This window comes from Enterococcus sp. DIV1279b (assembly GCF_050531515.1).
GTDB classification, from domain to species: Bacteria; Bacillota; Bacilli; order Lactobacillales; family Enterococcaceae; genus Enterococcus_D; species Enterococcus_D casseliflavus.
Genome location: NZ_CP172891.1, coordinates 3,455,165 through 3,480,451, shown reverse-complemented (window position 1 = coordinate 3,480,451; position 25,287 = coordinate 3,455,165). Strand labels below are relative to the sequence as shown.

General features: G+C 41.2%; 23 protein-coding genes. 12 read left to right on the top strand and 11 right to left on the bottom strand.

The window, feature by feature from the left end:
• Positions 1–19: 19 nt before the first annotated feature.
• Positions 20–463, bottom strand: coding sequence for a helix-turn-helix domain-containing protein (locus tag IGI71_RS16540; RefSeq protein ID WP_430615975.1), 444 nt, complete (start codon positions 461–463; stop codon positions 20–22).
• 555 nt (positions 464–1,018) lie between these two features.
• Between IGI71_RS16540 and IGI71_RS16535 the strand changes: the two genes are divergently transcribed.
• The 5 genes from IGI71_RS16535 to IGI71_RS16515 all read left to right on the top strand — a co-directional run bounded on the left by IGI71_RS16535 (position 1,019) and on the right by IGI71_RS16515 (position 6,061).
• Positions 1,019–2,326 (top strand): ABC transporter substrate-binding protein, encoded by a 1,308-nt coding sequence (locus IGI71_RS16535; RefSeq protein WP_430615974.1) that lies wholly within the window; start codon positions 1,019–1,021, stop codon positions 2,324–2,326.
• A 29-nt stretch (positions 2,327–2,355) separates the two neighbouring features.
• Positions 2,356–3,225, top strand: a complete 870-nt coding sequence (locus tag IGI71_RS16530; protein WP_271811164.1) for a carbohydrate ABC transporter permease — start codon at positions 2,356–2,358, stop codon at positions 3,223–3,225.
• On the top strand, positions 3,215–4,048 hold the full coding sequence (locus IGI71_RS16525; RefSeq protein ID WP_005233037.1) for a carbohydrate ABC transporter permease: 834 nt from the start codon (positions 3,215–3,217) through the stop codon (positions 4,046–4,048). The genes IGI71_RS16530 and IGI71_RS16525 overlap by 11 nt, the downstream gene beginning before the upstream one ends.
• A gap of 20 nt (positions 4,049–4,068) precedes the next feature.
• Positions 4,069–4,680 carry a DUF624 domain-containing protein gene (locus IGI71_RS16520; RefSeq protein WP_429946893.1) on the top strand — a complete coding sequence of 204 codons (612 nt, stop codon included), beginning with the start codon at positions 4,069–4,071 and terminating at the stop codon, positions 4,678–4,680.
• A gap of 70 nt (positions 4,681–4,750) precedes the next feature.
• On the top strand, positions 4,751–6,061 hold the full coding sequence (locus tag IGI71_RS16515; protein ID WP_430615973.1) for an alpha-glucosidase/alpha-galactosidase: 1,311 nt from the start codon (positions 4,751–4,753) through the stop codon (positions 6,059–6,061).
• A gap of 805 nt (positions 6,062–6,866) precedes the next feature.
• Here the strand turns inward: IGI71_RS16515 and IGI71_RS16510 are convergent.
• Positions 6,867–7,715 carry a helix-turn-helix domain-containing protein gene (locus IGI71_RS16510; RefSeq protein ID WP_430615972.1) on the bottom strand — a complete coding sequence of 283 codons (849 nt, stop codon included), beginning with the start codon at positions 7,713–7,715 and terminating at the stop codon, positions 6,867–6,869.
• A 212-nt stretch (positions 7,716–7,927) separates the two neighbouring features.
• Between IGI71_RS16510 and IGI71_RS16505 the strand changes: the two genes are divergently transcribed.
• The 7 genes from IGI71_RS16505 to IGI71_RS16475 all read left to right on the top strand — a co-directional run bounded on the left by IGI71_RS16505 (position 7,928) and on the right by IGI71_RS16475 (position 17,098).
• Complete coding sequence (locus IGI71_RS16505; protein ID WP_087626652.1) at positions 7,928–9,115, top strand: MFS transporter; 1,188 nt, start codon at positions 7,928–7,930, stop codon at positions 9,113–9,115.
• Between the two features lie 859 nt (positions 9,116–9,974).
• The gene (locus tag IGI71_RS16500; RefSeq protein ID WP_430615970.1) at positions 9,975–10,967 is read left to right on the top strand and encodes an ABC transporter permease; all 993 of its coding nucleotides are present in this window, start codon (positions 9,975–9,977) and stop codon (positions 10,965–10,967) included.
• Positions 10,968–10,982: 15 nt separating this feature from the next.
• On the top strand, positions 10,983–11,867 hold the full coding sequence (locus IGI71_RS16495; RefSeq protein ID WP_008381795.1) for a carbohydrate ABC transporter permease: 885 nt from the start codon (positions 10,983–10,985) through the stop codon (positions 11,865–11,867).
• Between the two features lie 48 nt (positions 11,868–11,915).
• Positions 11,916–13,523 carry an ABC transporter substrate-binding protein gene (locus IGI71_RS16490; RefSeq protein ID WP_430615969.1) on the top strand — a complete coding sequence of 536 codons (1,608 nt, stop codon included), beginning with the start codon at positions 11,916–11,918 and terminating at the stop codon, positions 13,521–13,523.
• The gene (locus IGI71_RS16485; protein ID WP_087626651.1) at positions 13,524–15,008 is read left to right on the top strand and encodes a glycoside hydrolase family 32 protein; all 1,485 of its coding nucleotides are present in this window, start codon (positions 13,524–13,526) and stop codon (positions 15,006–15,008) included.
• A 176-nt stretch (positions 15,009–15,184) separates the two neighbouring features.
• Positions 15,185–16,177, top strand: coding sequence for a LacI family DNA-binding transcriptional regulator (locus tag IGI71_RS16480; RefSeq protein WP_008381799.1), 993 nt, complete (start codon positions 15,185–15,187; stop codon positions 16,175–16,177).
• Positions 16,178–16,228: 51 nt separating this feature from the next.
• Positions 16,229–17,098 carry an ROK family protein gene (locus IGI71_RS16475; protein WP_167823237.1) on the top strand — a complete coding sequence of 290 codons (870 nt, stop codon included), beginning with the start codon at positions 16,229–16,231 and terminating at the stop codon, positions 17,096–17,098.
• Between the two features lie 432 nt (positions 17,099–17,530).
• Here the strand turns inward: IGI71_RS16475 and IGI71_RS16470 are convergent, their stop codons facing one another.
• The 9 genes from IGI71_RS16470 to IGI71_RS16430 all read right to left on the bottom strand — a co-directional run bounded on the left by IGI71_RS16470 (position 17,531) and on the right by IGI71_RS16430 (position 25,272).
• The gene (locus IGI71_RS16470) at positions 17,531–18,070 is read right to left on the bottom strand and encodes a DUF1697 domain-containing protein (RefSeq protein ID WP_325844051.1); all 540 of its coding nucleotides are present in this window, start codon (positions 18,068–18,070) and stop codon (positions 17,531–17,533) included.
• 274 nt (positions 18,071–18,344) lie between these two features.
• Complete coding sequence (locus IGI71_RS16465; protein ID WP_430615968.1) at positions 18,345–19,736, bottom strand: oxaloacetate decarboxylase subunit alpha; 1,392 nt, start codon at positions 19,734–19,736, stop codon at positions 18,345–18,347.
• On the bottom strand, positions 19,733–20,287 hold the full coding sequence (citX, locus tag IGI71_RS16460) for a citrate lyase holo-[acyl-carrier protein] synthase (RefSeq protein ID WP_430616362.1): 555 nt from the start codon (positions 20,285–20,287) through the stop codon (positions 19,733–19,735). The genes IGI71_RS16465 and citX overlap by 4 nt, the downstream gene beginning before the upstream one ends.
• Entirely contained in the window at positions 20,268–21,800 is a 1,533-nt protein-coding gene (gene citF, locus IGI71_RS16455; RefSeq protein ID WP_430615967.1) for a citrate lyase subunit alpha, read from the bottom strand. The genes citX and citF overlap by 20 nt, the downstream gene beginning before the upstream one ends.
• Positions 21,801–21,802: 2 nt before the next feature.
• Positions 21,803–22,690, bottom strand: a complete 888-nt coding sequence (gene citE / locus IGI71_RS16450) for a citrate (pro-3S)-lyase subunit beta (protein WP_213357214.1) — start codon at positions 22,688–22,690, stop codon at positions 21,803–21,805.
• Positions 22,678–22,986: a citrate lyase acyl carrier protein gene (gene citD, locus IGI71_RS16445; protein WP_005230465.1), complete on the bottom strand. Its 309-nt coding sequence runs from the start codon at positions 22,984–22,986 to the stop codon at positions 22,678–22,680. The genes citE and citD overlap by 13 nt, the downstream gene beginning before the upstream one ends.
• Before the next feature lie 12 nt (positions 22,987–22,998).
• Positions 22,999–23,994: a [citrate (pro-3S)-lyase] ligase gene (gene citC / locus IGI71_RS16440; protein ID WP_430615966.1), complete on the bottom strand. Its 996-nt coding sequence runs from the start codon at positions 23,992–23,994 to the stop codon at positions 22,999–23,001.
• A gap of 12 nt (positions 23,995–24,006) precedes the next feature.
• Positions 24,007–24,132, bottom strand: a complete 126-nt coding sequence (locus tag IGI71_RS16435; protein ID WP_008381833.1) for an OadG-related small transporter subunit — start codon at positions 24,130–24,132, stop codon at positions 24,007–24,009.
• 24 nt (positions 24,133–24,156) lie between these two features.
• Positions 24,157–25,272 carry a sodium ion-translocating decarboxylase subunit beta gene (locus IGI71_RS16430; RefSeq protein ID WP_010748903.1) on the bottom strand — a complete coding sequence of 372 codons (1,116 nt, stop codon included), beginning with the start codon at positions 25,270–25,272 and terminating at the stop codon, positions 24,157–24,159.
• Positions 25,273–25,287 lie beyond the last annotated feature (15 nt).

Sequence of the window (25,287 nt, the reverse complement as noted above, 5' to 3'; positions counted from 1 at the left end):
ACGCAACCATACCACTATTCTATTTTCGAGATAACTGTTCACTAATCAAACGACTCGTCACTTCAAACGCCGTAGTGATGTTCTTTCGCTCTTCACTAGAAAGCACTTTTCCTGAGAAGGTTAAGTTAGGTTCTTTTTTTAGAAAATCAAGAAACTTCGCCATTTGTTTAGAAATATCTTTTTGACTGCTATTTCGATAGTCCAAGAAATTCTTTTGTAAATCAGGGATAGCTTCGGTTTGATTATCAAGAATTAAGTCTGTAGACACATGAAATATTTCTGCTAGTTTTAAAATCTCAGTATCTCTTAACGGTCGCTCGCCTCGTTCAATTCTACCGAGAACATTTTTATTAAGGTTCATTAGCTTTGCCAGATGTGCTTGAGAATAATTTTTACTTTCTCTTAGATTAACCACATTTTCCCCTATTCTTGAGGATTCATATAAGTTCTCTTGTTGGGACATAAGTTCTGCACCTCTCATACCTATTTTATAAAAGCGTATCACAGAATACAAAATAGGTATGTTTTGTATATAAAATAGATTTTCATGTTTAAATATCTATTTTGTTGTGTTAAGATGAATTGTATACAAAATAGATACGGTTTTAAAAGAATCTGTTATAGATTGAAAGATAAAAAAGAGACTATGTTCTGAGAAATACATTCTATCAATCTATTTCCATGAAAATCAGCTGTTACCAGTTATTTTTTTATCATGAGTTGTCAAATCAATCAGATAATGCAAGTCCATATACAACACTAATCTTTAAACTTATCAAGGAACTTCATGATTAAGATAAAGTTCAATAGAGTATGCTCATAGTCATGAACTGGACAAGAGTTTCATCACACACCTAAGACTTTCCTAACAGCATCATAAAAACTTTGATCGATTATAGCATGTGAAAGAGGAAGGAGGAATTTTCTATACGTTACCACTTTATTTTCAGACAAAGTTTGTTAGAAAGGCTTAGGCTTTATTTGATTTTCAACCAAACAATTATAAGGAGGAATTTATATGAGAAAAAGATTGTGTTTACTAGGGGTAGTTTGTTTTGTCAGTATCCTGTTTCTATCGGCTTGTTCCAATGAATCAAATCAAGGGGAGTCTGGCAGTAACGAAGGAAAAGTTTCGCTAACCATGACAGCTTGGGGAAATCCCGCAGAACAAGAAGTATATCAGCGAGCGATTGATGCCTATATGAAACAAAATGAAAACGTATCCATCGAACTTATTCCTGCTCCTGGTGATACGTATGCGCAGCAATTACTCACGCAGTTGCAAGGAAGTCAGGCTCCTGACTTATTTTATGTAGGGGAGGTACAAATGGCGCAACTGATTGCGACGGGACGATTGATTGAATTAACAGATTTCTTGGAATCAGAGGATAGCTATGTCAAAGTTGATGACTTTGCCTCAGGAATTTGGGGCCCTGCTCGAAGAGGAGAGCAAATCTACGGTGTTTCTGTCGATTCCAATCCAATGTTGTTGTATTACAACAAAAAAGTGCTAGAAGAAGCAGGACTTGATCCTAACGAACCGCAAAAATTATATGAATCTGGAAATTGGACTTGGGATAATTTTCAAAAGATAAATGAGACGGTCACTGCTAATGGAAAATATGGTCATGTTCTAGAAAATGGTGCACATCACTACTTCAGTTGGTTGTGGTCAAATGATGGGGAAATGTATGGGGACGATGGTTCGTTTATTTTACCTGAAAATGAACGAGGAATAGAAACCTTTGCTTACTTGACAAAAAATGTAGTTGACGGGAATTTTACCTATGCAGGGGCTTTACCAGAGGGGCAAGGTGGGGACGCCATGTTTATGTCCAACCAAACAGCCTTTGTGTCAGCGGGGCGGTGGTTTACCCCAATGTTCAGTGAAAATGAGACATTAGATTTTGATTACATTCCATATCCTACTAACACAGGTAAACAAATCGAGCCTAGCTTTATTGCAACCGCGTATTTAGCAGTAGGTGATCATTCAAAAAATAAAGAAGAAGCGTTGCGCTTTCTATCCTATTATACTTCGGAGCAAGGACAACGGGATCGGTTAGAAGATGAGGGGAATGCTGTTCCTTCTGTGACGGCAGCAGATGACATCATTGAAAATGCCACGATACCTGAGCATGCCAACTATTTAATCGATGCAAGAGATATCGGTAAAGTAGAAGATAAACAGGCATTGGTTCCAGGACTAAGTGATCAATTAGAAAGTATTCTGGATCTACTCTTCTTAGGGCAGTTAGATCTTGATGAAGCTGTAGTACGCTTGGAAAACACAGCCAATGAGTTGATCGAAGCCAATCAACCGTAGCAATACTTATTAGATGAGGAGGTGGTAGGATGAGGAAAAGCACAACAAAATGGGCCTGGTTATTTCTAACGCCACAATTAGTGGGGCTCATCATTTTTTCTCTGATTCCAGTGGCAATAGCAATTGGCTTGAGCTTTATGTCATGGGATGGATTTGGTGCTCGGACATTTGTAGGGATTCAGAATTATATCAATCAATTTGCCAATCCTGATTTTTGGACAGCAACATACAATACGTTGCTCTATACCTTATTCACTGTTCCGATCGGTCTGTGTCTGGCGCTGGTATTAGCGGTCGTTTTGAATAAACGTACGGGAAAAAATGTGTATCGATTGTTCTTTTTCATGCCGGTTGTGACAAGCTCAGTCTCTGTGTCCGTCATGTGGATGTGGATTTTAAATGGTGATATTGGGATATTGAATCAGGTATTAGGGATGATCGGTATCCAAGGACCTAATTGGCTGACGGACACTCGGATCGTGATGCTATCTATCGCTATGTTAAGCATCTGGTGGCAACTAGGTTACAACATGGTAATTTTTTTAGCAGGTATTCAAAATATCTCCAAATCCTATTATGAAGCCGCGGAAATGGATGGTGCCAGTAAGTTGCAGCAATTTTTTAAAATCACCTTACCGATGCTTTCACCAACGACATTCTTTCTATCCATTATGGCGATCATTAGTTCGTTTCAAGTGTTTGACCAAGCGTTTGTTCTTACTCGAGGTGGTCCGGGGAAAGCCAGTTATACACTTGTTTATCACATTTATCAACAGGCCTTTATTGATTTTCGCTTTGGGTCAAGTGCAGCAGGCGCGGTTATCCTGTTTGTAGCGATTTTGGTTCTTACATTGATTCAATTTTATGCGCAAAAAAGGTGGGTTCATTATGAAGAATAAGAAAATTAGCGTAGGCAAATTGTGCTTACACGGATTACTAGCAATCGGTTCTTTTTTGATGGTCTTTCCTTTTCTCTGGACGATCGGCAGTTCCTTAAAAAACATGACACAGATTTTTGCAATACCACCTGTTTGGTTCCCGAATCCGATTGTCTGGCAAAATTACCTTGATTCATTGCAAGCAATGCCTTTTGGTCGCGCTTATTGGAACAGCTTCTACATTACGATCATCGTCGTTGTTAGTCAGCTTTTCACTGGATCAATGGCTGCTTATGCTTTTGCAAAGTTGAAATTTAAAGGCTCCGAGGCTCTGTTTCTGCTATTTTTAGCGACAATGATGATTCCTAAGCAAGTCACCATGATTCCATTGTATTTGATTATGGACAAGTTAGGCTGGTTAAACACGCATTTGCCATTGATCATTCCTGGTGCTTTATTTAATGCCTTTGCAGTTTTTTTATTGAGACAATTTATTCGAGGAATCCCCAAAGAATTAGAAGAGGCGGCAGTGATGGATGGTGCGAGCATCCCGCGTATTTATTGGAGTGTCATATTACCATTGATCAAACCGGCGCTTGCAGCCATGACGATCTTTATCTTTATGGGCACGTACAATAACTTCATGGATGCATTGATTTATCTTTCAACGCCTGAAAAATTCACGGTTCCTTTGTTGCTAAATAACTTTAAAGGACTCTATGTGACAAATTGGTCTTACATGATGGCAGGTGCCACGATTTCTGTGATTCCAATTATTCTGGTCTATTTGTTCGCCCAACGCTATATTATCGAAGGAATCACATTGACAGGGATCAAGGGATAGATAAAAAGGATGATTAGTAAATGAAAATCAATCAACTTACACAGTATCTAGAGTGGATAGTAAAATTTGCGTACCTCAACATTCTCTGGCTAGGTTTTACCCTTTTAGGCGGTGGTCTCTTTGGATTTTTTCCAGCTACGATGACTAGCTTCATTCTGTTAAAGCGCTTCGTCGTTGAGGGTGAAACCGAATGGACAGCGCAGGACTTCTTTATTTGCTATAAAAAAGTATTTTTTCGTAGTAATAAGTTAGGATGCACCTGTTGGTTGATTCTCGGCAGCTTAGGGATCAATTTTCACATAGTTTTAACCTCCGAAGAGCCGCTATTTATCGGTTTACGCATTCCCATACTATTAACGATCATTGGTACTTTATCCATGCTTGTCTATGTGTTTCCTATCAGTGTTTATTGGGGAAGATCGATGTGTCAGACCTTTTTTTCGGCAGGATGCTTTGCACTGGCATTTCCAGTTCAAACAGCCAAGGTCTTGGCTTTGCTTATTCTCATAGCGTGTATAGGGTTTCTTTTTCCGATGTTTCTGTTGTTCTTTTCTGGAAGTGTATCAATGTATCTAGTGTTGAAAAATTATGTCTTGTTACAGAAGAAAATAGACAAACAATCGATGGAGTAAATGTTGCCAATAGGAAAATAGAAGATTGATTTTTCGAGAAAATATGGAAGAGATTGAGAGGAGCAAGTATATGGTTAAAATTACATTTATTGGTGCAGGAAGTACGATATTTGCAAAAAATGTGTTAGGGGATGCGATGCTGACCCCAAGTTTATCTGAGGCTGATATTGCGTTATACGATATCAATGAACAGCGGCTTAGAGAATCGGAGCTGATGTTGAGAACGATCAATAAAAATGCCAATCATGATCGGGCAAAAATCCGAACCTATCAGAATCGCAAAGAAGCTTTAACCGGTGCAGATTTTGTCATCAATGCCATCCAAGTAGGCGGCTACCAGCCATCTACAGTGATTGATTTTGAGATTCCCAAAAAATACGGTCTAAGACAAACCATTGGTGATACCATGGGGATCGGTGGGATTTTCCGCGCCCTACGGACATTGCCAGTGATGCTAGAGTTTGCAAAAGAAATGGAGGAGGTCTGCCCTCAAGCTTGGTTATTAAATTACACCAATCCAATGGCGATGTTGACGATGGGTGTTTTGAAAGGAACGAAGATTAAAACGGTTGGACTCTGCCATAGTGTGCAAGTTTGTGTGTCAGAGTTGTTTAAACAACTGGGGATTTCAGAACAATATAATGCTGATGAATTTCAGTGGAAGATCGCGGGGATCAACCATATGGCTTTTTTACTGGAATTGACAAAAGACGGGAAAGATTTTTATCCAACAATCAGAGAGCTAGCAGCAGCAAAGCCCAATCCCCATTCGGATTCTGTACGTTTTGAATTGATGAAACGTTTTGGCTATTATATTACTGAATCTAGTGAGCACAATGCGGAGTATCATCCTTACTTTATTAAAAAATTGTACCCGGAATTAATCGATAGTTTCGATATTCCACTAGATGAGTATCTACGCCGCTGTGAAGATCAGATTAGTGACTGGAATCAGATGAGGGAAAGTATTGTTATGAATGGGGAATTAACCCATACTCGCAGTAATGAATATGCGTCATATATTATGGATTCAATTGTAACTGGTACTCCTTCTGTTATCGCAGGGAATGTTTTGAATAAAGGCCTCATAACCAATCTTCCTGAAGACTGCTGTGTCGAAGTTCCCTGTTTAGTGGACAAGAACGGCGTTCAACCAACCTATGTAGGTCAACTGCCTACTCAGTTAGCAGCGTTAAATCGGACAAACATCAACGTGCAAGAATTAACAGTCGAAGCTGCATTGACGTTGAATCGGTCGAAAATCTACCAAGCAGCTTACCTAGATCCACATCTCTCTTCGGAACTCTCGCTAGAAACAATTACTTGCCTAGTGGACGAATTAATTGAAGCCCATGCAGGTTATTTGCCAGAGTACAAATAGAGAAAGTTCGGCTTTAGTCTATTGTTATGTTGCTGGAAGTTTATAAAAAGAAGCGAACTCAAAAATTGTAAAATAATTTTTGGGATTCACTTCTTTTTTGTTTTTGCGTAGAAAATGATCCAACACAAAAAGTTCGTTCGACAGAAGACCTGAGAAAATTTGGACCGAATCTTTCTTTTAATACTAATCTGAAAATATACGAAAATAAGGGTATTGGTTTCATTAGTCCAAAATTGATGACAGAATGCTTTAAATGATTCGTCTGTCGATGTCGAATAACTCAAATTTCCCCTAGTTACGACAGATGACGAAAAGTACTTAGAATATAAGCTTCTTTTGATATATAATGTTATCTAAGGGGATGAATCACTCCTAATTTTTGACATCGACAGAAAGATGGCTATAAAGCCTATTATTTCAACTTGTAATAGATGCGAAGTTCAAATCTAAAATAGTGGAATGTAAATGAAGTTGATAAAGAAATGCAAGCTAAGATCGATGGCGTTCAAATCTAAAAGAGTGGAATGTAAATAGGGAAACTATTTTCCCTTGGCTTTTTCTACTGATTGTTCAAATCTAAAATAGTGGAATTTAAAGCTGCTTGTTGAACGCTAGTAACAACCGTGTGATCTTGTCTAAATTTAATATAATGGAGCATCAAAAGCATTCAATTAACGATCGACCGAATCATCACAACATCACCCTCCAAAAAAGATGGAGAGGCTAGTCACTTTCTCAGCTCAAAACAAACTTTCATCACCAATTCCCTCATTATAAACAATGTAATCCTCCAATAAACCTGCCATCAACCCAAAAACAGTCGTCCTTCCTTCTCAATCAACTCACAAGTCCATTTATCTTCAAATAACGATGCCATCTGTCTTGCTTGCTCAAATAAATCCATATTTCTGATCGCAAAACTTTTTCGAGCAGTGGCTAACGAATAGTAATCATAGCGCTTGCTCTTTTTTGCCAATAGCAGGGCTTGATCCGCGGCTTCTTTCGCCTCTTGGTATTGCTGTTCTTGCAGATAAAGCAAGGCGACATTCAAATGAATCGCACACTGTAAAGGCACAGTATTCTCTAGTGCTTCGTATTTTTTCAGTTGTTGAATCAATTGATTGGCAATGGCGTGGGCGGTTTCAACTGGAAAGAGGTATAAAAGACAATTGATCAGCTTGATATCATCAAGGGTCCAGTCGGAATAAGCTTGAAGCGTATCCCAGGGAACCGTCAAAAGAACTTTGGGCAGGCAAGGAATTTCTTTTTCTGCATTCGTTGAGAGCGCTGTGAGAGAGTCGATTACATACAACAATAAGTCAATGGTTTTACTGACGGATGTTTTTTGGGAAAGTAAACATTGCTCTTTCAAAGCAAGCAATGCTTTTAGATCCTGGTTGGAAAACAAAGAGAAAAATTGATGCAAGATTTGTTGTTTTTCATTTAAACGGTATCCTTGGGCGATGTAAAAAAATTCATCAAAACCGCAATCGATTCGCGCTAAAAGTGCGATAAAAAGGGTAACGGAAGGCGTTAATTTTTCATTTTCAAATTTAGACAAGGTGGTTCTTGAAAGCAGGTCTTTACAAACTTGCGCTTGCGTGATGCCGCGGCTTTTTCTGATTTTACGATATGTGGTTCCTAAATTATTCATAGGCGCCTCCTTAAGCAATGTGATTATAGTGTACATAAGATAATTTTGCCCGTCAATCTGGTATAGTAGAACTATTAGACAGCTAGGCAACACCAGATAGAGGAGGCACGAACAAAAATGAATCAGACAAAATAAAATCCTTTACTTAGCAAATGGCGATCAATAACTAGAAAAACGAGCAATCGTTATTTCTAAGTAAAGGTGGAAAACAAATGAAGAGGAATCAGGGATTTACCCAATTGATCATTGGCCAAACAGTGGCGAATGTCGGGGATACCATTTATATTGTGGCAATTATCAGTTCTATTTTTAGCTGGACAGACTCTGCTTTGGCAGCGGCGCTGGTCCCGGTACTAGTAACAGGAGGCGGTGTCATTTCCGGCTTCCTCTCACCGGTCATCACGAGTTATTTTCGCTTAGAACAAGTGCTGAAGGTCAGCCAGATGTGCAAAACAGCCGTGCTCTTTTTTATGACCGCGTATCTCTATTTGAAAGCTGAAACGATGAATCTATTGGTTTTATATTGCCTTGTCGCATTGATTTCGTTTTTGGACGGCTGTTCAGAACCAATTAGCCGTGCCTTGATCCCAAAATATGTGGAAAAGCATCGACTCGTCAAAGCCAATGGAATCTTCAATTCGATGCTTCAAACAGTCAACATCGGCAGTTGGGCGATCGGAACCTCCTTGCTGCTGGTATTTTCTGTTCATCAGTTGGTTTTATTAGACAGCTTTCTGTTTCTAAGTGCCTCGATAGTATTAGCGTTTTTGCCTAGAACGACTCGAGAAAAAAACGAAAAGCAGCCGTTAGCACACCAGTTGTTTATTGGTTGGCGCTGGATTATGAAAGATCCTCTTGTTCGGGTAATCGTTGGCATGGACATGCTGGAAAGTATCGCCAATACAGCCTGGGTGTCCGCAATTGTGTTAGTATTCGTTCGAGAAGTGATGCAGACACCTGATGCTTGGTGGGGCTATATCAACGCCACTTATTTTGTTGGCGCGTTGCTAGGAAGTGCGTTGGTGATGCGATTTTCCGAGCGGTTTGATAAAAACAAACGAACAGCGATTGTAATGGGTGCTGTCTTAGGCGGACTGATCACTGTTGCCGTTGCCCTATCAGGCGATCGCTTTTTGATTCTAGGATTATCCGTTTTAATCGGGCTCTTTTCCCAGATCAAAAATATCCCACAAGCCTCATTAATCCAACAAAAAGTAGCAGCCGATCGATTGGTTGCCATCTACGCTGCCTCAGGAATCTTGAATTCCGCTGTTTTTGCTTTATTCGCCTTATTGATGGGACAGGTGGCAGATGTTTTCGATGTACGGTGGGTGTTTGTTCTTTCCGGCAGTTTATTGCTTCTAGTGGGGCTGATTGCAAGGAAGCTTAAAGTTAGTTAAAAGTAAGAGAGATAGTAGTCAAGAGAAACTCTTTTATACGAGGTTTTTATAAGATGAAACTAGCTTTAATAGTTTACTTTGATAATGGCATAGGAAGATGAAAAAGCAGTTACAGCTAGTTAGGAACAGTCCCTGACTAGCTTTTTGTGTGGTGATCTAAACGTTCTTACATCGAGAATACAATGATTATTGTAGATTTGATCGGTAGCTAATCACAGATTATTCATATGCAAAAGTATTATGTGGCTGAATATTGAGATTGACTAAGTATGGGGCTGCTATAGGAGGAAAGCGCAAGCGTCTCTATAGAAAACTTGATTACTTGAAAGAAAAGCTTTGTATTGATTTGGAGTAAATTCACAATTTTTTGAATATCTTTAGTTTTCCAAGATTCCCCTAAAAAGCTCATCTAACAGCTCCTAACCTTATATACATTTACATATCTAACTCTTATCTTTTCGCTTTTAGTTAGTTAAAAAGCAAAAAATAAATGTGAATCCGAGCTATTTTTAAATAATTAACCAGATAATCTTCCGATTGGAACGGTTAAATAGTGAATGATTGGTAGAAAAGAGATTAGAGGATGCGAGTTGTGATAAGTAAACTCATAAAAGAAGAATGCTAGAAAAGTAGAGCAAAATAGGATTAATGAAATAATCGAGATCCTTATTTTTTAACAATTTTCGAAAACCATAAATGAATTGAAGGAAGCTTAGTATGGGTGAAAGAATAATTACAAAAAAATATTGACTTAAAAAAATGGCTATGGTAATCTATAAACGAAAATAGTGGGAACGTTTCCAAAATGTATCTTCTTTAAATTTTTATTTTTTTAGACGAAAGTGGAAACGTTTCTAAAATGTATTGGGAGGAGATTGAATTGGAAAAGACATTGGGACCAGGTGGTGAGATAAGGGCGGTACAACGGGATAACAAAAATATCTCGAAGTGGGAAAAATTAAAGAAACAGTTGCGGCGTGATAAGTGGATGTACTTGTTGCTCTTACCAGGTATCATCATGACGTTTATCTTTAAGTATGTACCAATGTATGGTGCTGTGATTGCATTTAAAGACTATAATCCTATGCTAGGAATTTTGGAAAGTCCTTGGGTAGGACTAGATCACTTTAGGGAATTTATCAGTTCACCAAATTTTATGCTTTTGCTGAGCAACACATTAAAAATTAGCATTTATGGTTTATTGTTAGGTTTTTTTCCACCAATTATTTTAGCACTGAGCTTGAATCAAATTATCAATAAAAAAATAAAACAGAAAATCCAGTTGATTCTATATGCGCCGAATTTTATCTCAGTAGTTATTATCGTGGGGATGCTGTTTTTGTTCCTATCCGCAAATGGACCCATTAATGGGTTAGTAGAAAAGGTTACGGGGCAACCAATTATGTTCATGTCTAATCCAACTTATTTCAGAACGATTTATATTTTATCTGGAATTTGGCAAGGAATCGGCTGGTCATCCATTCTTTACACCGCGACGCTGGCGGGAGTCAGTACCGATTTATATGAGGCAGCAAATATCGATGGGGCAAATATTTTACAAAAGATTTGGCATATCGATTTGCCTGCATTGAGGCCTGTGATGGTGATCAGCTTCATCTTGGCCGCCGGCGGTATTATGAATGTAGGATATGAAAAAGCCTACTTGATGCAAACTTCAATGAACATCCCTGCCTCAGAAATCATTTCCACTTATGTATACAAAGTCGGCTTGCAATCAGGTGATTATGCCTACTCTGCTGCTGTTGGTCTGTTCAATATGATTATTAATGTCGTTTTATTACTGATTGTCAACAATATAACCAAGCGGCTAAACGATGGTCAAGGCTTGTAACGAAAGGAGAAAATTATGAATAGTGCTTTATCAAAAATCGACCGTCAAATCTTATGGTTGAATCGAGTGATTGTAACTTTTTTAGTCGTCATCACCATTGTTCCGCTGATTTATGTACTGGTAGCTTCTTTTATGGACCCAGCTACTTTGATCAATAAAGGTATAAGCTTCAATCCGAAAGATTGGACAATACAAGGATATCAGCGGGTACTTGCAGATGACTCCATTTTACGCGGTTTTATAAATTCGTTGTTTTACTCTTTTAGCTTCAGCTTACTGACTGTATTTATTACGATGATCACTGCGTATCCTTTGTCTCGACCTAACTTGGCGGGGAAAAAGATTATTATGACTTTTTTTGTCATTACAATGTTCGTTGGTGGCGGCTTGATACCTACCTATTTATTGGTAAAGAACTTGGGCATGTTAGATAGTGTATGGGCGATTATCGTACCAGGTGCTATAAATGTGTGGAATATTATCTTAGCGCGTACCTATTTTAGTGCTTTGCCAAAAGAACTTTCTGAAGCTGCTACTATCGATGGCGCCAATGACTTGCAAATACTGTTCAAAGTCATGCTTCCATTAGCTAAACCAATTATGTTCGTATTGTTTTTATATGCCTTTGTTGGGCAATGGAACTCATATTTTGATGCCATGATTTACATCAAAGATCCCGACTTACAGCCGTTGCAACTCGTATTAAGAAATATTTTGATCCAAAACCAACCCTCACAAGACATGGTGGGAGCCAATACAGCCATGGCAGAAATGAAACAAATTGCTGAGTTGATCAAATACGCAACGATCGTCATTTCTAGTTTGCCATTAATCATAATGTATCCTTTCTTCCAAAAATATTTTGATAAAGGTGTTTTAGTTGGTTCTGTTAAAGGATAAGTATTGTTCACTATTTGTATGAATAAAAATTATAAAGGAGATTTTAAGATGAAAGCAAAATGGATGCTGCCAATCGTTTTTACTTCCGTACTAATTTTGGGGGCTTGTGGAGGCTCAAAAGAAAAGAATACATCAAGCCCTGATTATGAACTAGAAAATGTCTCTTTTCCATTGAAAGAAAAAGTATCTTTAAAAATGATGTCTCAAAGTGCCCCTTTGGCTCCCAATGATCCTAATGACAAATTGATTTTCCAACGGTTAGAAGAAGAGACCAATCTCCATATTGATTGGACAAACTACAGTAGTGATTTTGCTGAAAAAAGAAATTTGGATATCGCTAGTGGGGATTTACCAGATACTATCTTCAACGCCGCTGCAGGTGACTATGATTTGTTAAACTGGGCGGAAAGTGGCGTTATTGTACCGATTGAAGATTTGATCGAAGATTATATGCCAAATCTGAAGAAAATTTTTGATGAAAATCCTGAATACCGACAAATGTCTACTGCGCCTGATGGTCACATTTACTCTATGCCTTGGATTGAAGAATTAGGCGAAGGAAAAGAGTCGATCCATACAGTGAATGGGATGGCTTGGATCAACAAGGAGTGGTTGGATAATTTGGGTCTTGAAATGCCGCAAACCACTGATCAGTTGATGACTGTGTTGGAGGCTTTCAAGACGCAAGATCCAAATGGTAATGGTGAAGCAGATGAAATTCCTTTTAGCTTTATTAACAATGGAGGAAACGAAGACTTAAAATTTTTAATGGGGGCATTCGGTCTAGGTGACAATGATGACCACTTAGTCGTTGATAACGATGGCCAGGTACAATTTACTGCTAACAAAGAAGGGTATAAAGAAGCCATCAAATATTTCAATGAAATGAATAATAAAGGTCTTATTGATAAAGAGGCTTTCGAACAAGATTGGAATACGTATGTTGCCAAAGGGAAAGAACATAAGTATGGCGTGTACTTTACTTGGGATAAAGCAAATATCACGGGTGCAGATGATAGTTATGATGTCTTGCCAGTCTTGGCGGGACCAGATGGAACGAAACACGTTACTCGTACGAATGGCATGGGTTTCTCAAGAGATCGTTTCGTGATTACTAGTGCGAATAAAAACTTGGAACTTACAGCTAGGTGGATAGATAAAATGTATGAACCGTTACAGTCTGTCCAAAATAACTGGGGAACCTACGGTGATGAAGCACAGGCCAATATTTTTGAATTAAAGGATGGTAAGTTAAAACATTTGCCGTTAGAGGGGACAGCACCGGGGGAACTAAGACAAAAAACCGAAGCTGGAGGACCATTAGCAGTTCTTGATTCTTATTACGGCACAGTCACTACTATGCCAGATGATGCGAAGTGGCGTTTAGATTTGATGCATGACACGTATTTGCCATATATTACAGAAGACAATATCTATCCACGTGTCTTTTTAGAAAAAGAAGAAACAGATCGATTAGCAAAAATTGAAACAGATATGTGGGATTACATCTATCGCAAAAGAGCAGAGTGGATCACCGGCGGTAAAATCGATGAAGAATGGGAAGAATACCTTGCTGAATTGGAACGTGTAGGTTTGGAAGAATGGATTCAAATAAAGCAAACTGGCTATGATAATTTTTTGAAGGGAGCACAATAAGTGTTAGTAGAAGAAACGGCGATTTTGGATAAAGCAAATCGATTTATTGAAATGATGCGAGGAAAAGTTAACCCTCAGTATCGACAAAACTATCATTTTTCCGCACCCATTGGGTGGATAAATGACCCCAATGGGTTTATATATTACAAAGGGCATTACCATCTCTTCTATCAATACTATCCTTACGATAGTCGATGGGGGCCCATGCATTGGGGACATGCGCGCAGTAGTGATTTGGTCCATTGGGAAGATCTACCAGTAGCGTTAGCCCCAGATCAACCTTATGACAGCGGCGGGTGTTTCTCAGGAAGTGCAATTGAAAGAGACGGAAAACTATATTTATTTTATACAGGCTGTCAAGAAATTGATGGTATTAGCCATCAGCATCAATGTTTGGCGGTCTCTGAAGATGGTATTCATTTTAGCAAATACAATGGTAATCCTGTGGTAGCAGAAAAACAGCTAGGTGAAAATGGGCTGATACAAGAATTTCGTGATCCTAAAGTAATTGTTCACAACGATGCTTACTATATGGTAGTAGCTACTAAATCTACACAGTCTACTGGTAGAATAGTGATGTTTCAATCGTCAGATTTGTATACTTGGCACTTTTACTCTGTGTTGCTAGAAGGGACTTCAGAGCAAGGAATAATGTGGGAATGTCCTGATTTATTCCATTTAGACGGACGAGATGTCTTAATCATGTCTCCGATACAAATCAAGAAGAACGGACTGGAATATCATAATATCAGTTCTACCATGGCTTGTATTGGTGAGGTAAACTGGGAAACAGGTCAGATGATAGTTGATAATTTCCATGAAATGGATTTTGGAATGGATTTTTATGCACCACAAACAACAACAGATCCTAATGGTGGACGGGTGATGATTGCTTGGATGCAGATGTGGGATCGTACATTGCCTACACATGAGTTAGGCCATCTTTGGGCAGGCTCTATGAGTTTGCCCCGAGAGTTAAGAGTGAAAAAAAATCGATTGGTACAAAAACCCATCTCAACTGTATATAGTCATTTAGTTTATCAACAAGGCAGTGAAAATATCGCAGTGACTGACACATCAGTCGTATTTCGAAACGCACTGTCGGATTCTTCATATTTACATCTAGTCGCAGATTTGGAGAAAGCAGAAGTTTTTACAATTGAATTACTGCGGTCTAAGACGGATTGTCTCAAACTAACTTATGACACTGCTAAACAGGTTTTTGAATTGGATCGTCAGAAACTAGGAAGAGAGCTTACAGGGGCGGAAGAAGAATCTCTGAATGTCCGAAAAGTTGAAGTACCTTTGATTGATAATCAGCTCGTTCTTGAGATTTTTAGAGATACCTCATCAGTTGAAGTCTTTATTAATGGTTTAGAAGTTATGACGGCTACTTTCTATGAGCTGGAAAAAGCTCGAGATATCTTGTTTCATTCGATTGGAGAAAGTCGTATTCAAGCTTTTGAAACAGCGAGTGTGAAATAAATGTTTGATTGCTTAGGCGGTGTATCAATTATTTAATAGGTTTTGAAGGATAATATTTTTAGAAAAGAACAGATAGCTAGATTTCCCATGACTTTGCTATTAGTATTTTGAAAAAATTAGTAATTTATGACAAAATTCATTATACTAAACTTGTGCAGAAATGTGAGGGATCAACTATGAAAGCAACAATGAAAGATGTCGCAAAATTAGCAGGTGTCGGAGTAGGAACTGTTTCCCGGGTATTGAATAACGGCTCTGTTAAAGCTTCTACTAGAGAAAAAGTTGAAGCAGCAATGACAGAGTTAAACTATCAACCAGATTTTTATGCCCGGGGGTTAAAGATGAAGCATACGAATACGGTTGCTTTGATTCTACCCACTGTATGGCATCCATTTTTTGGCGAATTTGCCTACCATGTAGAAACAGCATTAGAAAGACAAAACTACAAGCTTTATTTGTGTAACTCCAGTGGGAATAGTGAAAAAGAACAAGAATATATCCAGATGGTCAGCCAAAATAAAGTAGACGGCATCATTGGAATTACTTATTCAGATATCGATGAATACATTTCGAGTAATCTGCCTTTTGTTAGTATTGACCGTTATTTCACTGAAGAGGTGATTTATGTGACCGCTGACAATGCGGCCGGTGGACGTTTGGCTGCAAATGAACTTTATCGCCGAGGATGTCAGAATGTAGCATATATCGGTGGGTACCAAGAAACACCGAATGAAACGAAGAGTCGTCGAAAATATTTTGAGATTGAGTGCCGTCAATTGGGGATTTCCTATAAAGCGTTAGATATGTTAGAACCTTTAGACCATCTCTCAGAACGTGTAACAAATTTTTTGTTAGAGAATCCCGATATCGATGGGATTTTTACGATCAACGATCCGATGGCATTAGCTGTCATTGGTATGCTTGAAAAAATAGGGAAAAACGTACCAGAGGATGTCCAAGTTATCGGATTTGATGGTCAAAAGATGACAGAAGGAGACCCTTATCTCGTCTCAACAATTGCCCAACCTACAAAGCAAATGGCGGAAGTGGCAGTGGCAAAATTAATTGCTGTCATTAATGGAGAGACAGTAGAAAAACGTACCGTATTGCCGATTGAATTTGGTGAAGGTGGAACAACGAAATCTTTAGTGAGAAACGATTTTGCTTAGTGCAAATACGTTTCTTTTTTTGAAAATGAGTGAATGAAAGGTGTAGATAAAATGTTATATGGCGGGATAGAAGCTGGTGGAACAAAGTTTGTCTGTGGGATTGGTAATGAACAATTACAAGTGATAGAACGGAAAAGTTTTCCAACCACAACACCAGAAGAAACGATGAAGCAAGTGTTTGATTTCTTTGATAAGTACAAAGGAAATATCGCATCAATTGGTGTAGGAGCATTTGGGCCTATTGATATTCAAATCGAATCAAGAACTTACGGATATATCACCAACACCCCGAAGTTAGCTTGGCAAAATTATCATTTTGTAGGAGCTTTGGAAAACGCCTTGTCGGTTCCCATCTATTGGACTACCGATGTAAATGCTGCTTGTTATGGAGAATATATGGCAGGGTATGGAAAAGGTAAAAATAGTGTTCTGTATTACACCGTTGGTACTGGTGTTGGTGGTGGTGCTGTAGTCGATGGAAAAATAGTCACAGGTTTCAGTCATCCTGAAATGGGACATATGCTCTTACAACGTCATAATGAAGATCAATTTGAAGGAATCTGTCCTTTTCATCATGATTGTTTGGAAGGGTTAGCCTCAGGCCCCGCGATTGAAAAACGCTTTGGAAGAAAAGCCCAAACCATTTCATTTGATCATCCTTATTGGGCGATTGAGGCAGATTATCTTGCTCAGTGTGTGTATAACACAACTTTACTATATGCACCGGAAGTAATAATTTTAGGTGGGGGTGTAATGAAACAGCCGCAACTACTCGAGTTGATTCGCCAAGCGTTTAAAGAAAAAATGGTTTCCTATGTGGATACCCCTACTCTCGAAGAATACCTACTAACTCCAATGCTTGCTGACGATGCAGGTTTGATCGGCTGCTTAGCTTTAGCAATAAAGAAGTTGGAACAATAGCAGCATGTTAAAGAACGTGCGAGAGAGTTTTTATAGCAGTTAGGATAGATAAAAAGGTTAACTAAAATGTGAGCTAGTAAAAAGGATGGCTAATAATAGATGTTCATATGTATCTTTTTCGTAATCGAATGTTGCGAATAAGAATTTTTTCTTTCGTTCTATACTATTGTCTAGTTGTCTCAAATTGCTTCTTAATGCTTGATTTTTGTTTTATCATAGATATTCAGTATAGAAATAAACGATGTGAAAATCTATTCTTCTTCTCGGTAGTTTATTGCTTCTAGTCGGGATGATTGCGTAGAAACTTAACGTCAATTAAAGCGCATCACGAATAGTAGTAACGAGAACTAATTAGACATTAGAATGTTATAAGAAAACCGTCAGGAGAGTCTACCTGACGGTTTTTATAATTATTAGAAGGCTTGCTATTCCTCACAGCTCCGCAATTTTCCTTACGGTATTGATAGTCCGAATCGTAATCTGTTTGCCGACGCTGGTGCTGGCTGTTTTTTTCCACCAATTGGTTTTTTGATAGTCTTTGCGGAGGTAAGACCAGAAGACGACGTCTTTGTAAGGGAAAACCTGTTCAAGGTCGGCATTCGGAGCCCCGAGTTTTTCAGATAACACCTCGTAGGTCAGCGAAGGCATCAAAAAGATCAGGTTATCATAGATGGTTTTATCTTCCGTTCCTGACCAATCAGGTATATGGGTCAAGCGTTCCTGCAGGTCTGTTTGGCGAATGATATAAATAGCGATATCAAAGGAAAAGTACCGTTTGATCATTGCTTTAATCATTTCGGCAAGGGCTTGTGGATCATCATCTTCGCTAGAAAAAATCACATTGCCGCTATTCAAATAAGTGACCACATCTCTAAACCCCAGTTCTTCAAAACCGGCTTTCAATTCTTTCATAGAAATTTTGTTATTCCCACCGACATTGATGCCTCTTAATAAAGCGATGTATCGTTGCATGGCTAGACCCTCCTTTAAAACTCTTCTTTTAGCTGATTATAGAATGGATGGAGCGGAAGCACAATCCTGGCTTCTCAGCTACCCAAAATACGTGAGCGAGAAGCGATTAATGCAAGCTTATTGGTGGAGTGGCTGTGGCGTACGTATTTTTGCACTGCAGATTAGTAAAAACGAAGAAACAACCTATAGATGGTAATACCCCTCACAAATTTGCTAAAGCAAGCGAATTTGTGAGGGGCACTTTAAGTTGTTTTCTCTATTTCTGGCTTCATTGTTAATCCACCGCAATCCTCACAGACACTGTCTGTACGGGGACATCATAAAAGGGATCTTCTCGTCGGCCTAAAAAGTCTTGGGCTTGCTGAGGGAAGAGGGCGTACATCAGCACGTCTTCTTCGCTTTTGGCATACTCAGCGATTTCTTCCCGAAAGGCTGGCAGTTGTGGTGCCAGTAGATCAGCTGGTCTGACAGTGATCACTTCAGCATCTCCGATAATTGTTTCTTTGATTTCTTCGCTGATGGGTGCTGGCGATTGTCCATAAAATCCTTTGACGTAATCTTTGATCTCACTTGGGACAAGTTTGTAGCGTTCTCCTGAAATCACATTCATCAAGGCTTGAGTGCCGACCATTTGCGACAATGGGGTCACTAGCGGTGGATAGCCCAAGTCCGCTCTGACTTTTGGTACCTCTGCTAGAACTTCTTCATACTTGTCTTGCAATCCTTGTTCCGTCAATTGGCTGAGTAGGTTCGACAACATGCCGCCAGGTACTTGATAGATCAAGGTTTTGGGTTCGATGTCTTTGACTTTCGGGTTCAGTAGTCCTTCTTCGCGGAAACGATCACGAACGGGATTGAAGTGTTCCGCGATCTCAGCGACTTTCTGCAAATCAAGTCCCGTAGCAAAGCCGCAATCTTCTAAGGCGATTGCCACAGATTCGGTTGCTGGCTGACTGGTGCCGCCAGCAAAAGAGGAAATGGCGGTATCAATGATGTCTGCACCGGCTTCCGCAACTTTTAAGTAAGTCATCTCAGCAATGCCGCTGGTGGCATGGGTATGGACTTCCAGCGGCAGATCGACCGCGTCTTTGATTCGGCTGACCAACTCGTAGCCGGTTTGCGGCGTCAAAACGCCTGCCATATCTTTGATACAGATAGAATCTGCGCCGAGGTCTGCCATTTTGTTGGCAAGGTCAACGAAGTAATCCACGGTATGGATCTGGCTAGTAGTATAAGAGATTGCCGTTTGACAGTGTCCACCGGCTGCTTTTGTGGCGCGGATGGCGGTTTCTAAATTGCGGACATCATTTAAGGCATCAAACAAACGAAGAATGTCGATGCCGTTTTCGACCGATTTGGTCACAAAGTCAGCAACGATGTCATCGGCATAGTTTTTGTAGCCTAAGAGATTTTGTCCCCGTAAGAGCATTTGCAGTTTGGTCTTTTTCACTTCTTTGCGGATCGCCCGCAATCTTTCCCATGGGTCTTCATTTAAAAAACGCAAACAAGCATCGAAGGTTGCGCCGCCCCACATTTCAAGGGCATGATAGCCTGCTTGATCCATGGTTTTTAAAATCGGCAGCATATCGCTGGTAGGCATTCGCGTGGCGATCAGACTTTGTTGGCCGTCCCGCAAGACGGTTTCGGTAAATTGGATTTTTTTCATTCTTTCACTCTTTCCTGAATGATTTTACGGATCTGCTGCTGCATATCTGCTACGCTATGAGTTCTAGAACGGCCACAAACTTTGGCATCTTGTTCACAGACGTAGCAGCTTCTTGCCGGCAGTCCGATTTCGGTGCGGCTGATAGGTAAAAGCTGGTCTTGGTTTTTGGCTAAGACATCCAGATCCACCAATCGACCATAAGGATGATGGGTCTCAATCTGAACCATCATTCGTTTTAGTTCATAAGGATCTGTGGGCAGTACGAGATAATATTCCGGTCCAGTTTCCAAACTACGGTAGAGGTTTGCCAGTGGAATCAGTTCCTTGACGGTCTCTTCGATTTCCGTAATGAGTTCTTCAAAAACGGCGGTCAATGGGGCAGAATTTTTCACGGGACCGGGAATATTCATGGTGGCAACAAGCAATGCCGCTTTTTCATCCGCAGCGAGAAGCTCCCGTTGAAGGGAGCTTCTATTTTCTCGTGCCTGCAGCATGTCGATTAGCGTCACAGGGGTTCCTGAAAATAGGGCATCAGACATTTTTGACCACATCAATGATCGTGCCATCGCGGTATTCGATCAAAGCGACGGTTTTTTCCCCGTACTTGATTGGTTCGGGTTGACCGACAATGCTGTAGGCTTTTTCTTTTAGCTCTTCAATGGTGTATTGGGGAATATCCAATGCTTCAAAATGGCTGATCAGGTCTTCGCGAGCAGGGTTGATGGCGATCCCGATTTCCGTAACGACGACATCAATACTGGCGCCTGGCGTGACGATCGTGTTGACGGTATCGACGATCGTTGGGATCCGTCCCCGCACAAGAGGAGCGATCACTAAGCTCATTTTGCACGCCATACTGGTATCTGAGTGGCCGCCAGAGGCACCGCGGATCACACCGTCAGAACCGGTGATGACATTGATGTTGAAATCCGTGTCGACTTCCAGTGCGGAAAGAATGGCGGTATCCAATTGATTGATAAACGCCCCTTTGCTTAACGGTGAGGCATACATATTGGCATCGATCTCGTAATGATTGGTGTTTTTCCCTAGCGATTGCGCGGAAGGATGATCAAAGTCTTGGACATCGATCAGTTTTTCCACTAATCCTTCTTCTAACAGTTCCACCATGGCATTGGTAATGCCGCCGAGGGCAAAGCTGGCTTTGATCTCATCTTTGATCATCGCTTCGCGTAAAAAACGAGAAACGGCTAATGCGGCACCGCCTGTTCCGGTTTGGAAGGAGAAGCCTTGTTGGTAGTAAGGCGAGCTGGTGATGACCTTGGCTGCATACTCAGCAATCAGTAATTCCTTTGGATTTTTGGTAAAACGGGTCGCCCCTTTTGCGATCCCTGCAGGATCACCGATGGCGTCGACTTCCACGACATAATCGACATCCGTTTGGGGAATGCTGATTGGGGTATTTGGAAACGGCACAAGGGTGTCGGTGATGATCACGACTTGGTCGGCGTATTTTGCATCGACCATCGCATAGCCCAATGAGCCGCAAGTTGCTTTTCCGACGGTACCATTGGCATTGCCATAAGCATCTGAGCTAGGCGCCCCTAAGAAAGCGACATCGATGTGGATATCGCCGGCGGCAATCGCACGAGCCCGACCGCCATGAGAACGGATAATGACTGGGGCATCCATAATGCCTTCGGAGATTGCGGCACCGACTTTGTCCCGCAGTCCGCTGGAGGTGATATTGGTCACGACCCCAGATTTGATATGTCCGATCAATGGTTCATGGACATTCGCGATGGAACTAGGGGCAATCGCAAGATTCTTGATGCCCATTTTTGCGATCTCGTCCAAAACGAGATTCATGATAAAGTCCCCTTCGCGAAAATGATGGTGGAAGGAGATCGTCATGCCGTCCGTTAGCCCTGTTTTTTCAATGGCTTCACGGATACTGCCCAAGACCTTGCTTTTGCCCGGCAGGACTGGTTCGATCTTGCGACTCGCTTCTTTGTAGGCATGGATATTGGCCGTTTCATTTTCAAAGACCCCGTATTGGTTGGCATAGCATTCAGGGATGTCTTTTCCTGCTTTGTTTAACACCATAATTACACTTCCTCCTCGGTAATCAATTTCGCTGCTTTGGCAAGGGCGATCACGCGTTCCGCTCGCTCAACGATTGGTTTATCGACCATTTTGCCATTCAAGGAGATCACACCAGAGCCTTTGCTTTCGGCTTCGCGAATGGCCCAGATCACTTCTTTGGCTTGTTGGATCTCGGTTTTTGAAGGCGCATAGATCCCATTGACTAGGGGAATCTGCCGTGGATTGATCACTGATTTTCCGTCAAAACCAAGCTGCTTGATGCGAGTCGTTTCAGCGATAAAGCCATCGGTGTCATTGATATCAGAAAAGACGGTATCGATGGCGGCGATCCCCGCAGCTCTAGCTGCATGCAAGATCATACTGCGGGCAAACAACAATTCTTGCCCATCTGGGTAGCGACGGGTTTTCATATTGGTGACATAATCTTCTGCCCCTAAAGCGATCCCGATCAAACGGTCGGAAGCTGTAGCGATGTCTCGGGCATTTAAAACGCCTTCGGCAGACTCGATGGCAGCCATCATTTTGGTGGTTCCTACAGGTAGATCATTGTCTTCTTCCACTTGCGTGATCACGGCGGCAACGTCAATGATGTCTTGGGCGGTTTCGGTTTTCGGTAGACGAATGACGTTGACCCCCGCTAGGACCATCGCTTCGATATCAAGGGCACCCACCGTGTCGAGGCCGTTGATGCGTACGACGGTTTCGATGGCAGAATAGTCAAAGGTTTTTAAGGCAAAATGCACCAGTGTCCGAGCGGAGTCTTTTTCATTCAAGGAGACCGCATCTTCTAAATCAAACATAACGGAATCGGCGCCATACAATGGTGCATCCCGTAGCATGGCAGCATTGGCTCCTGGTACAAACATCATCGTTCTTCTTAAACGTTCCATGTGTCGATCTCCTTCCAAGCATACTGTTCTTGTTCGGCGGCCCGATGAACGGCGGTCAGAGTTCGGGCTTTGATGGTACAGTCCAATGCGCCTTTATCGGTGGCGGTGATTTTGGCCTGGGTCACGCCTAGATGGTTCAGCGTCTCAAGGATGACGGCGCGAATTTGTTTGCCGAATTGTTTTTCGACACTGCTATCAAGGGTCAGCTCGATGGTTTGGGTTGTGGTAGGCTCGATCGCGATCAAGATATCACTGGATTCAACAGAGCCAGCAACCGCACTTTTTTTGATTTCCACTTATTATCACCTCTAAATATAGTTATGCTGCATTAAAAATGAGAACGTTGTTTCTGGTAAAAATTGCTGCAAGGAAAGTAAATCTTTTTCTGCAATCGCTTTCCGAACGTTTGTAGCCGAAACGGTTGATTGGTTGATCTTCAGACGGTCGATCACGATCAGTTCAAGCTCGGGTGAAAAAACGGCAGCCATTGCCTCGTTGTAGAGTTGGGTCACGGGCGAGTATGGCTCTGAGCCTACAAAACGCGTAGTGATCGCCAACAGCGGGGCAATTTTTTCTTTGAAGAGGGTTGCATCAAAGGCGGCTTGTTTTTTGGCGATCGCCTCAGGTGCTTGCTCTTTCAAGAAATAACTGGGAAAGACCGCCGAAGAGACGAGATAGTTGTTGGTCGGCAGCACCGTTACATTTGGCAGATGAGCCACACCATCCGTCACCATCTGCAGCCGTTCGCTGGTATAAAATTGCGAGCGGTCTTCTGATAAAACGAACACATAAACCTGTTCTTTTTGACTCGCAGCCGTTTCGACTAAGTACAAATGTCCTTTGGTAAAAGGATTAGCGTTCATGACGATCGCGCCGTTGTTTTGTCCAATTCGCTGCCGTTGCAGCTGTTGGGCATAGCTTTCAAAAGAAGGAACGCCTTGTTCCATGAACAAGATGTCTTGTGCTGCCAGCACTTCACGAAACCCGAGGGATTCAAAAAACAGGCGGTTTTTCGGTGCTGTATAGACGAAGGACTTGCTGAAGCCTTCGTCTTTGATATGATCGCTAAGGTGCGAAATCAATTGCGTCAACAGCTGTTCGGAGCGTTTTTTTTCACAGACCACTACATACTTGATGATATTGGCATAGCAAGAAGCAGAAGCAATCAAGGTTTGCTGGTCAAAAATGCCGACGGTATAGGCTACTTCTTCACCGACGGCTAAGCCAGCACGGGTGATCAATTTTTGCCATTGCAAAAAGACTTCTGGATCTTTTTGCAGCCAGATTCTTTTTAGGGTATACATACAATGCCTTCTTTATTTTTTTACTGGGAAGAGCTTCGACAAAAGCAAGGATGCAAAGTAGATGATCAGGATCACGACAAAGACGCCGCCCCAACCGAATAACAACAATTCAAATGAAGTCAGTAAATCTTGACTCATAGTTTTCCTCTCCTTTCTAGTGACCTAAGCAATCAGTGCTAGCAGTAAGCCACCGGCGATGACCGAAGCAATCTGTCCTGAAACGTTGGCACCGGCTGCATGCATCAAAATAAAGTTTTGCGGATCTTCATCTGTCGCCATTTTTTGGATGACACGACTAGACATTGGAAACGCAGAGATACCAGCGGCACCGATCATTGGATTGATTTTTTCTTTACGGAACAAGTTCAGCACTTTCGCAAACAACACGCCGCCGACCGAGTCCATCACGAAGGCAACCAGCCCTAAACCAATAACCATCAATGTATCGACTTGTAAGAATTCTTCATATTGCATTTTCACAGAAATTGATAAACCTAGGAGGATACTAATGATATTCACCAGTTCATTTTGAGCAGTGATGGACAAACGATCCAAGACACCACATTCCCGTAAGAGATTTCCAAACATCAAAAATCCAACCAGTGGCAATGAAACAGGTGCAATTAACCCTGCTACGATCGAAATCACGATCGGGAACAAAATTTTGGCCGTTTGCGAAACTTCACCGGCACGATACGACATACGAATTTTTCGTTCATGCTTGGTCGTCACTGCTTTGATGGCTACCGGTTGAATGATCGGTACTAGCGCCATGTAAGAGTAAGCTGCTACCATGATCGCACCCATATATTTCGAGTTCAGCGTATTTGCGACAAAAATCGAAGTCGGACCGTCAGCAGCGCCGATGATCCCGATGGAAGCTGCGTCGTTTAAATCAAAACCAAGCAGCACGGCAACGATGATCGTAAAGAAGATCCCGAATTGCGCAGCAGCACCAAACAACAAAAGAAATGGATTTTGCAGCAAGGGACCAAAGTCGATCATGGCGCCAATCCCGATAAACAAAAGCAAGGGGAACAATTCAGTTGAGATCCCCATATCAAACAATACTTGGAACGGGCCAGCTTCTCCGCCAGCACTTAACACACCTGAGTTCGGGAAGTTCACTAACAACGTGCCCAATCCCATGGGTACTAATAAGGTCGGTTCATATTCTTTCTTGATTCCCAAATACATCAATAGACCACCGATGAACATCATAACGATCCGTCCCGGCTCCGATCCTAACCCGACTACACCTTCAATTAACGTTTCCACTACGTCACTTCCTTT

Coding starts and splice junctions, on each gene's coding strand:
- IGI71_RS16505 (WP_087626652.1), top strand. CDS start 7,928: ATGAAGAGGAATCAGGGATTTACCCAATTGATCATTGGCCAAACAGTG.
- IGI71_RS16515 (WP_430615973.1), top strand. CDS start 4,751: ATGGTTAAAATTACATTTATTGGTGCAGGAAGTACGATATTTGCAAAA.
- citX (WP_430616362.1), bottom strand. CDS start 20,287: ATGTGGTCAAAAATGTCTGATGCCCTATTTTCAGGAACCCCTGTGACG.
- IGI71_RS16530 (WP_271811164.1), top strand. CDS start 2,356: ATGAGGAAAAGCACAACAAAATGGGCCTGGTTATTTCTAACGCCACAA.
- citE (WP_213357214.1), bottom strand. CDS start 22,690: ATGGAACGTTTAAGAAGAACGATGATGTTTGTACCAGGAGCCAATGCT.
- IGI71_RS16490 (WP_430615969.1), top strand. CDS start 11,916: ATGAAAGCAAAATGGATGCTGCCAATCGTTTTTACTTCCGTACTAATT.
- IGI71_RS16475 (WP_167823237.1), top strand. CDS start 16,229: ATGTTATATGGCGGGATAGAAGCTGGTGGAACAAAGTTTGTCTGTGGG.
- IGI71_RS16465 (WP_430615968.1), bottom strand. CDS start 19,736: ATGAAAAAAATCCAATTTACCGAAACCGTCTTGCGGGACGGCCAACAA.
- citC (WP_430615966.1), bottom strand. CDS start 23,994: ATGTATACCCTAAAAAGAATCTGGCTGCAAAAAGATCCAGAAGTCTTT.
- IGI71_RS16525 (WP_005233037.1), top strand. CDS start 3,215: ATGAAGAATAAGAAAATTAGCGTAGGCAAATTGTGCTTACACGGATTA.
- IGI71_RS16510 (WP_430615972.1), bottom strand. CDS start 7,715: ATGAATAATTTAGGAACCACATATCGTAAAATCAGAAAAAGCCGCGGC.
- IGI71_RS16435 (WP_008381833.1), bottom strand. CDS start 24,132: ATGAGTCAAGATTTACTGACTTCATTTGAATTGTTGTTATTCGGTTGG.
- IGI71_RS16540 (WP_430615975.1), bottom strand. CDS start 463: ATGTCCCAACAAGAGAACTTATATGAATCCTCAAGAATAGGGGAAAAT.
- citF (WP_430615967.1), bottom strand. CDS start 21,800: ATGGTGTTAAACAAAGCAGGAAAAGACATCCCTGAATGCTATGCCAAC.
- IGI71_RS16495 (WP_008381795.1), top strand. CDS start 10,983: ATGAATAGTGCTTTATCAAAAATCGACCGTCAAATCTTATGGTTGAAT.
- IGI71_RS16500 (WP_430615970.1), top strand. CDS start 9,975: ATGTATTGGGAGGAGATTGAATTGGAAAAGACATTGGGACCAGGTGGT.
- IGI71_RS16470 (WP_325844051.1), bottom strand. CDS start 18,070: ATGCAACGATACATCGCTTTATTAAGAGGCATCAATGTCGGTGGGAAT.
- IGI71_RS16520 (WP_429946893.1), top strand. CDS start 4,069: ATGAAAATCAATCAACTTACACAGTATCTAGAGTGGATAGTAAAATTT.
- IGI71_RS16535 (WP_430615974.1), top strand. CDS start 1,019: ATGAGAAAAAGATTGTGTTTACTAGGGGTAGTTTGTTTTGTCAGTATC.
- IGI71_RS16480 (WP_008381799.1), top strand. CDS start 15,185: ATGAAAGCAACAATGAAAGATGTCGCAAAATTAGCAGGTGTCGGAGTA.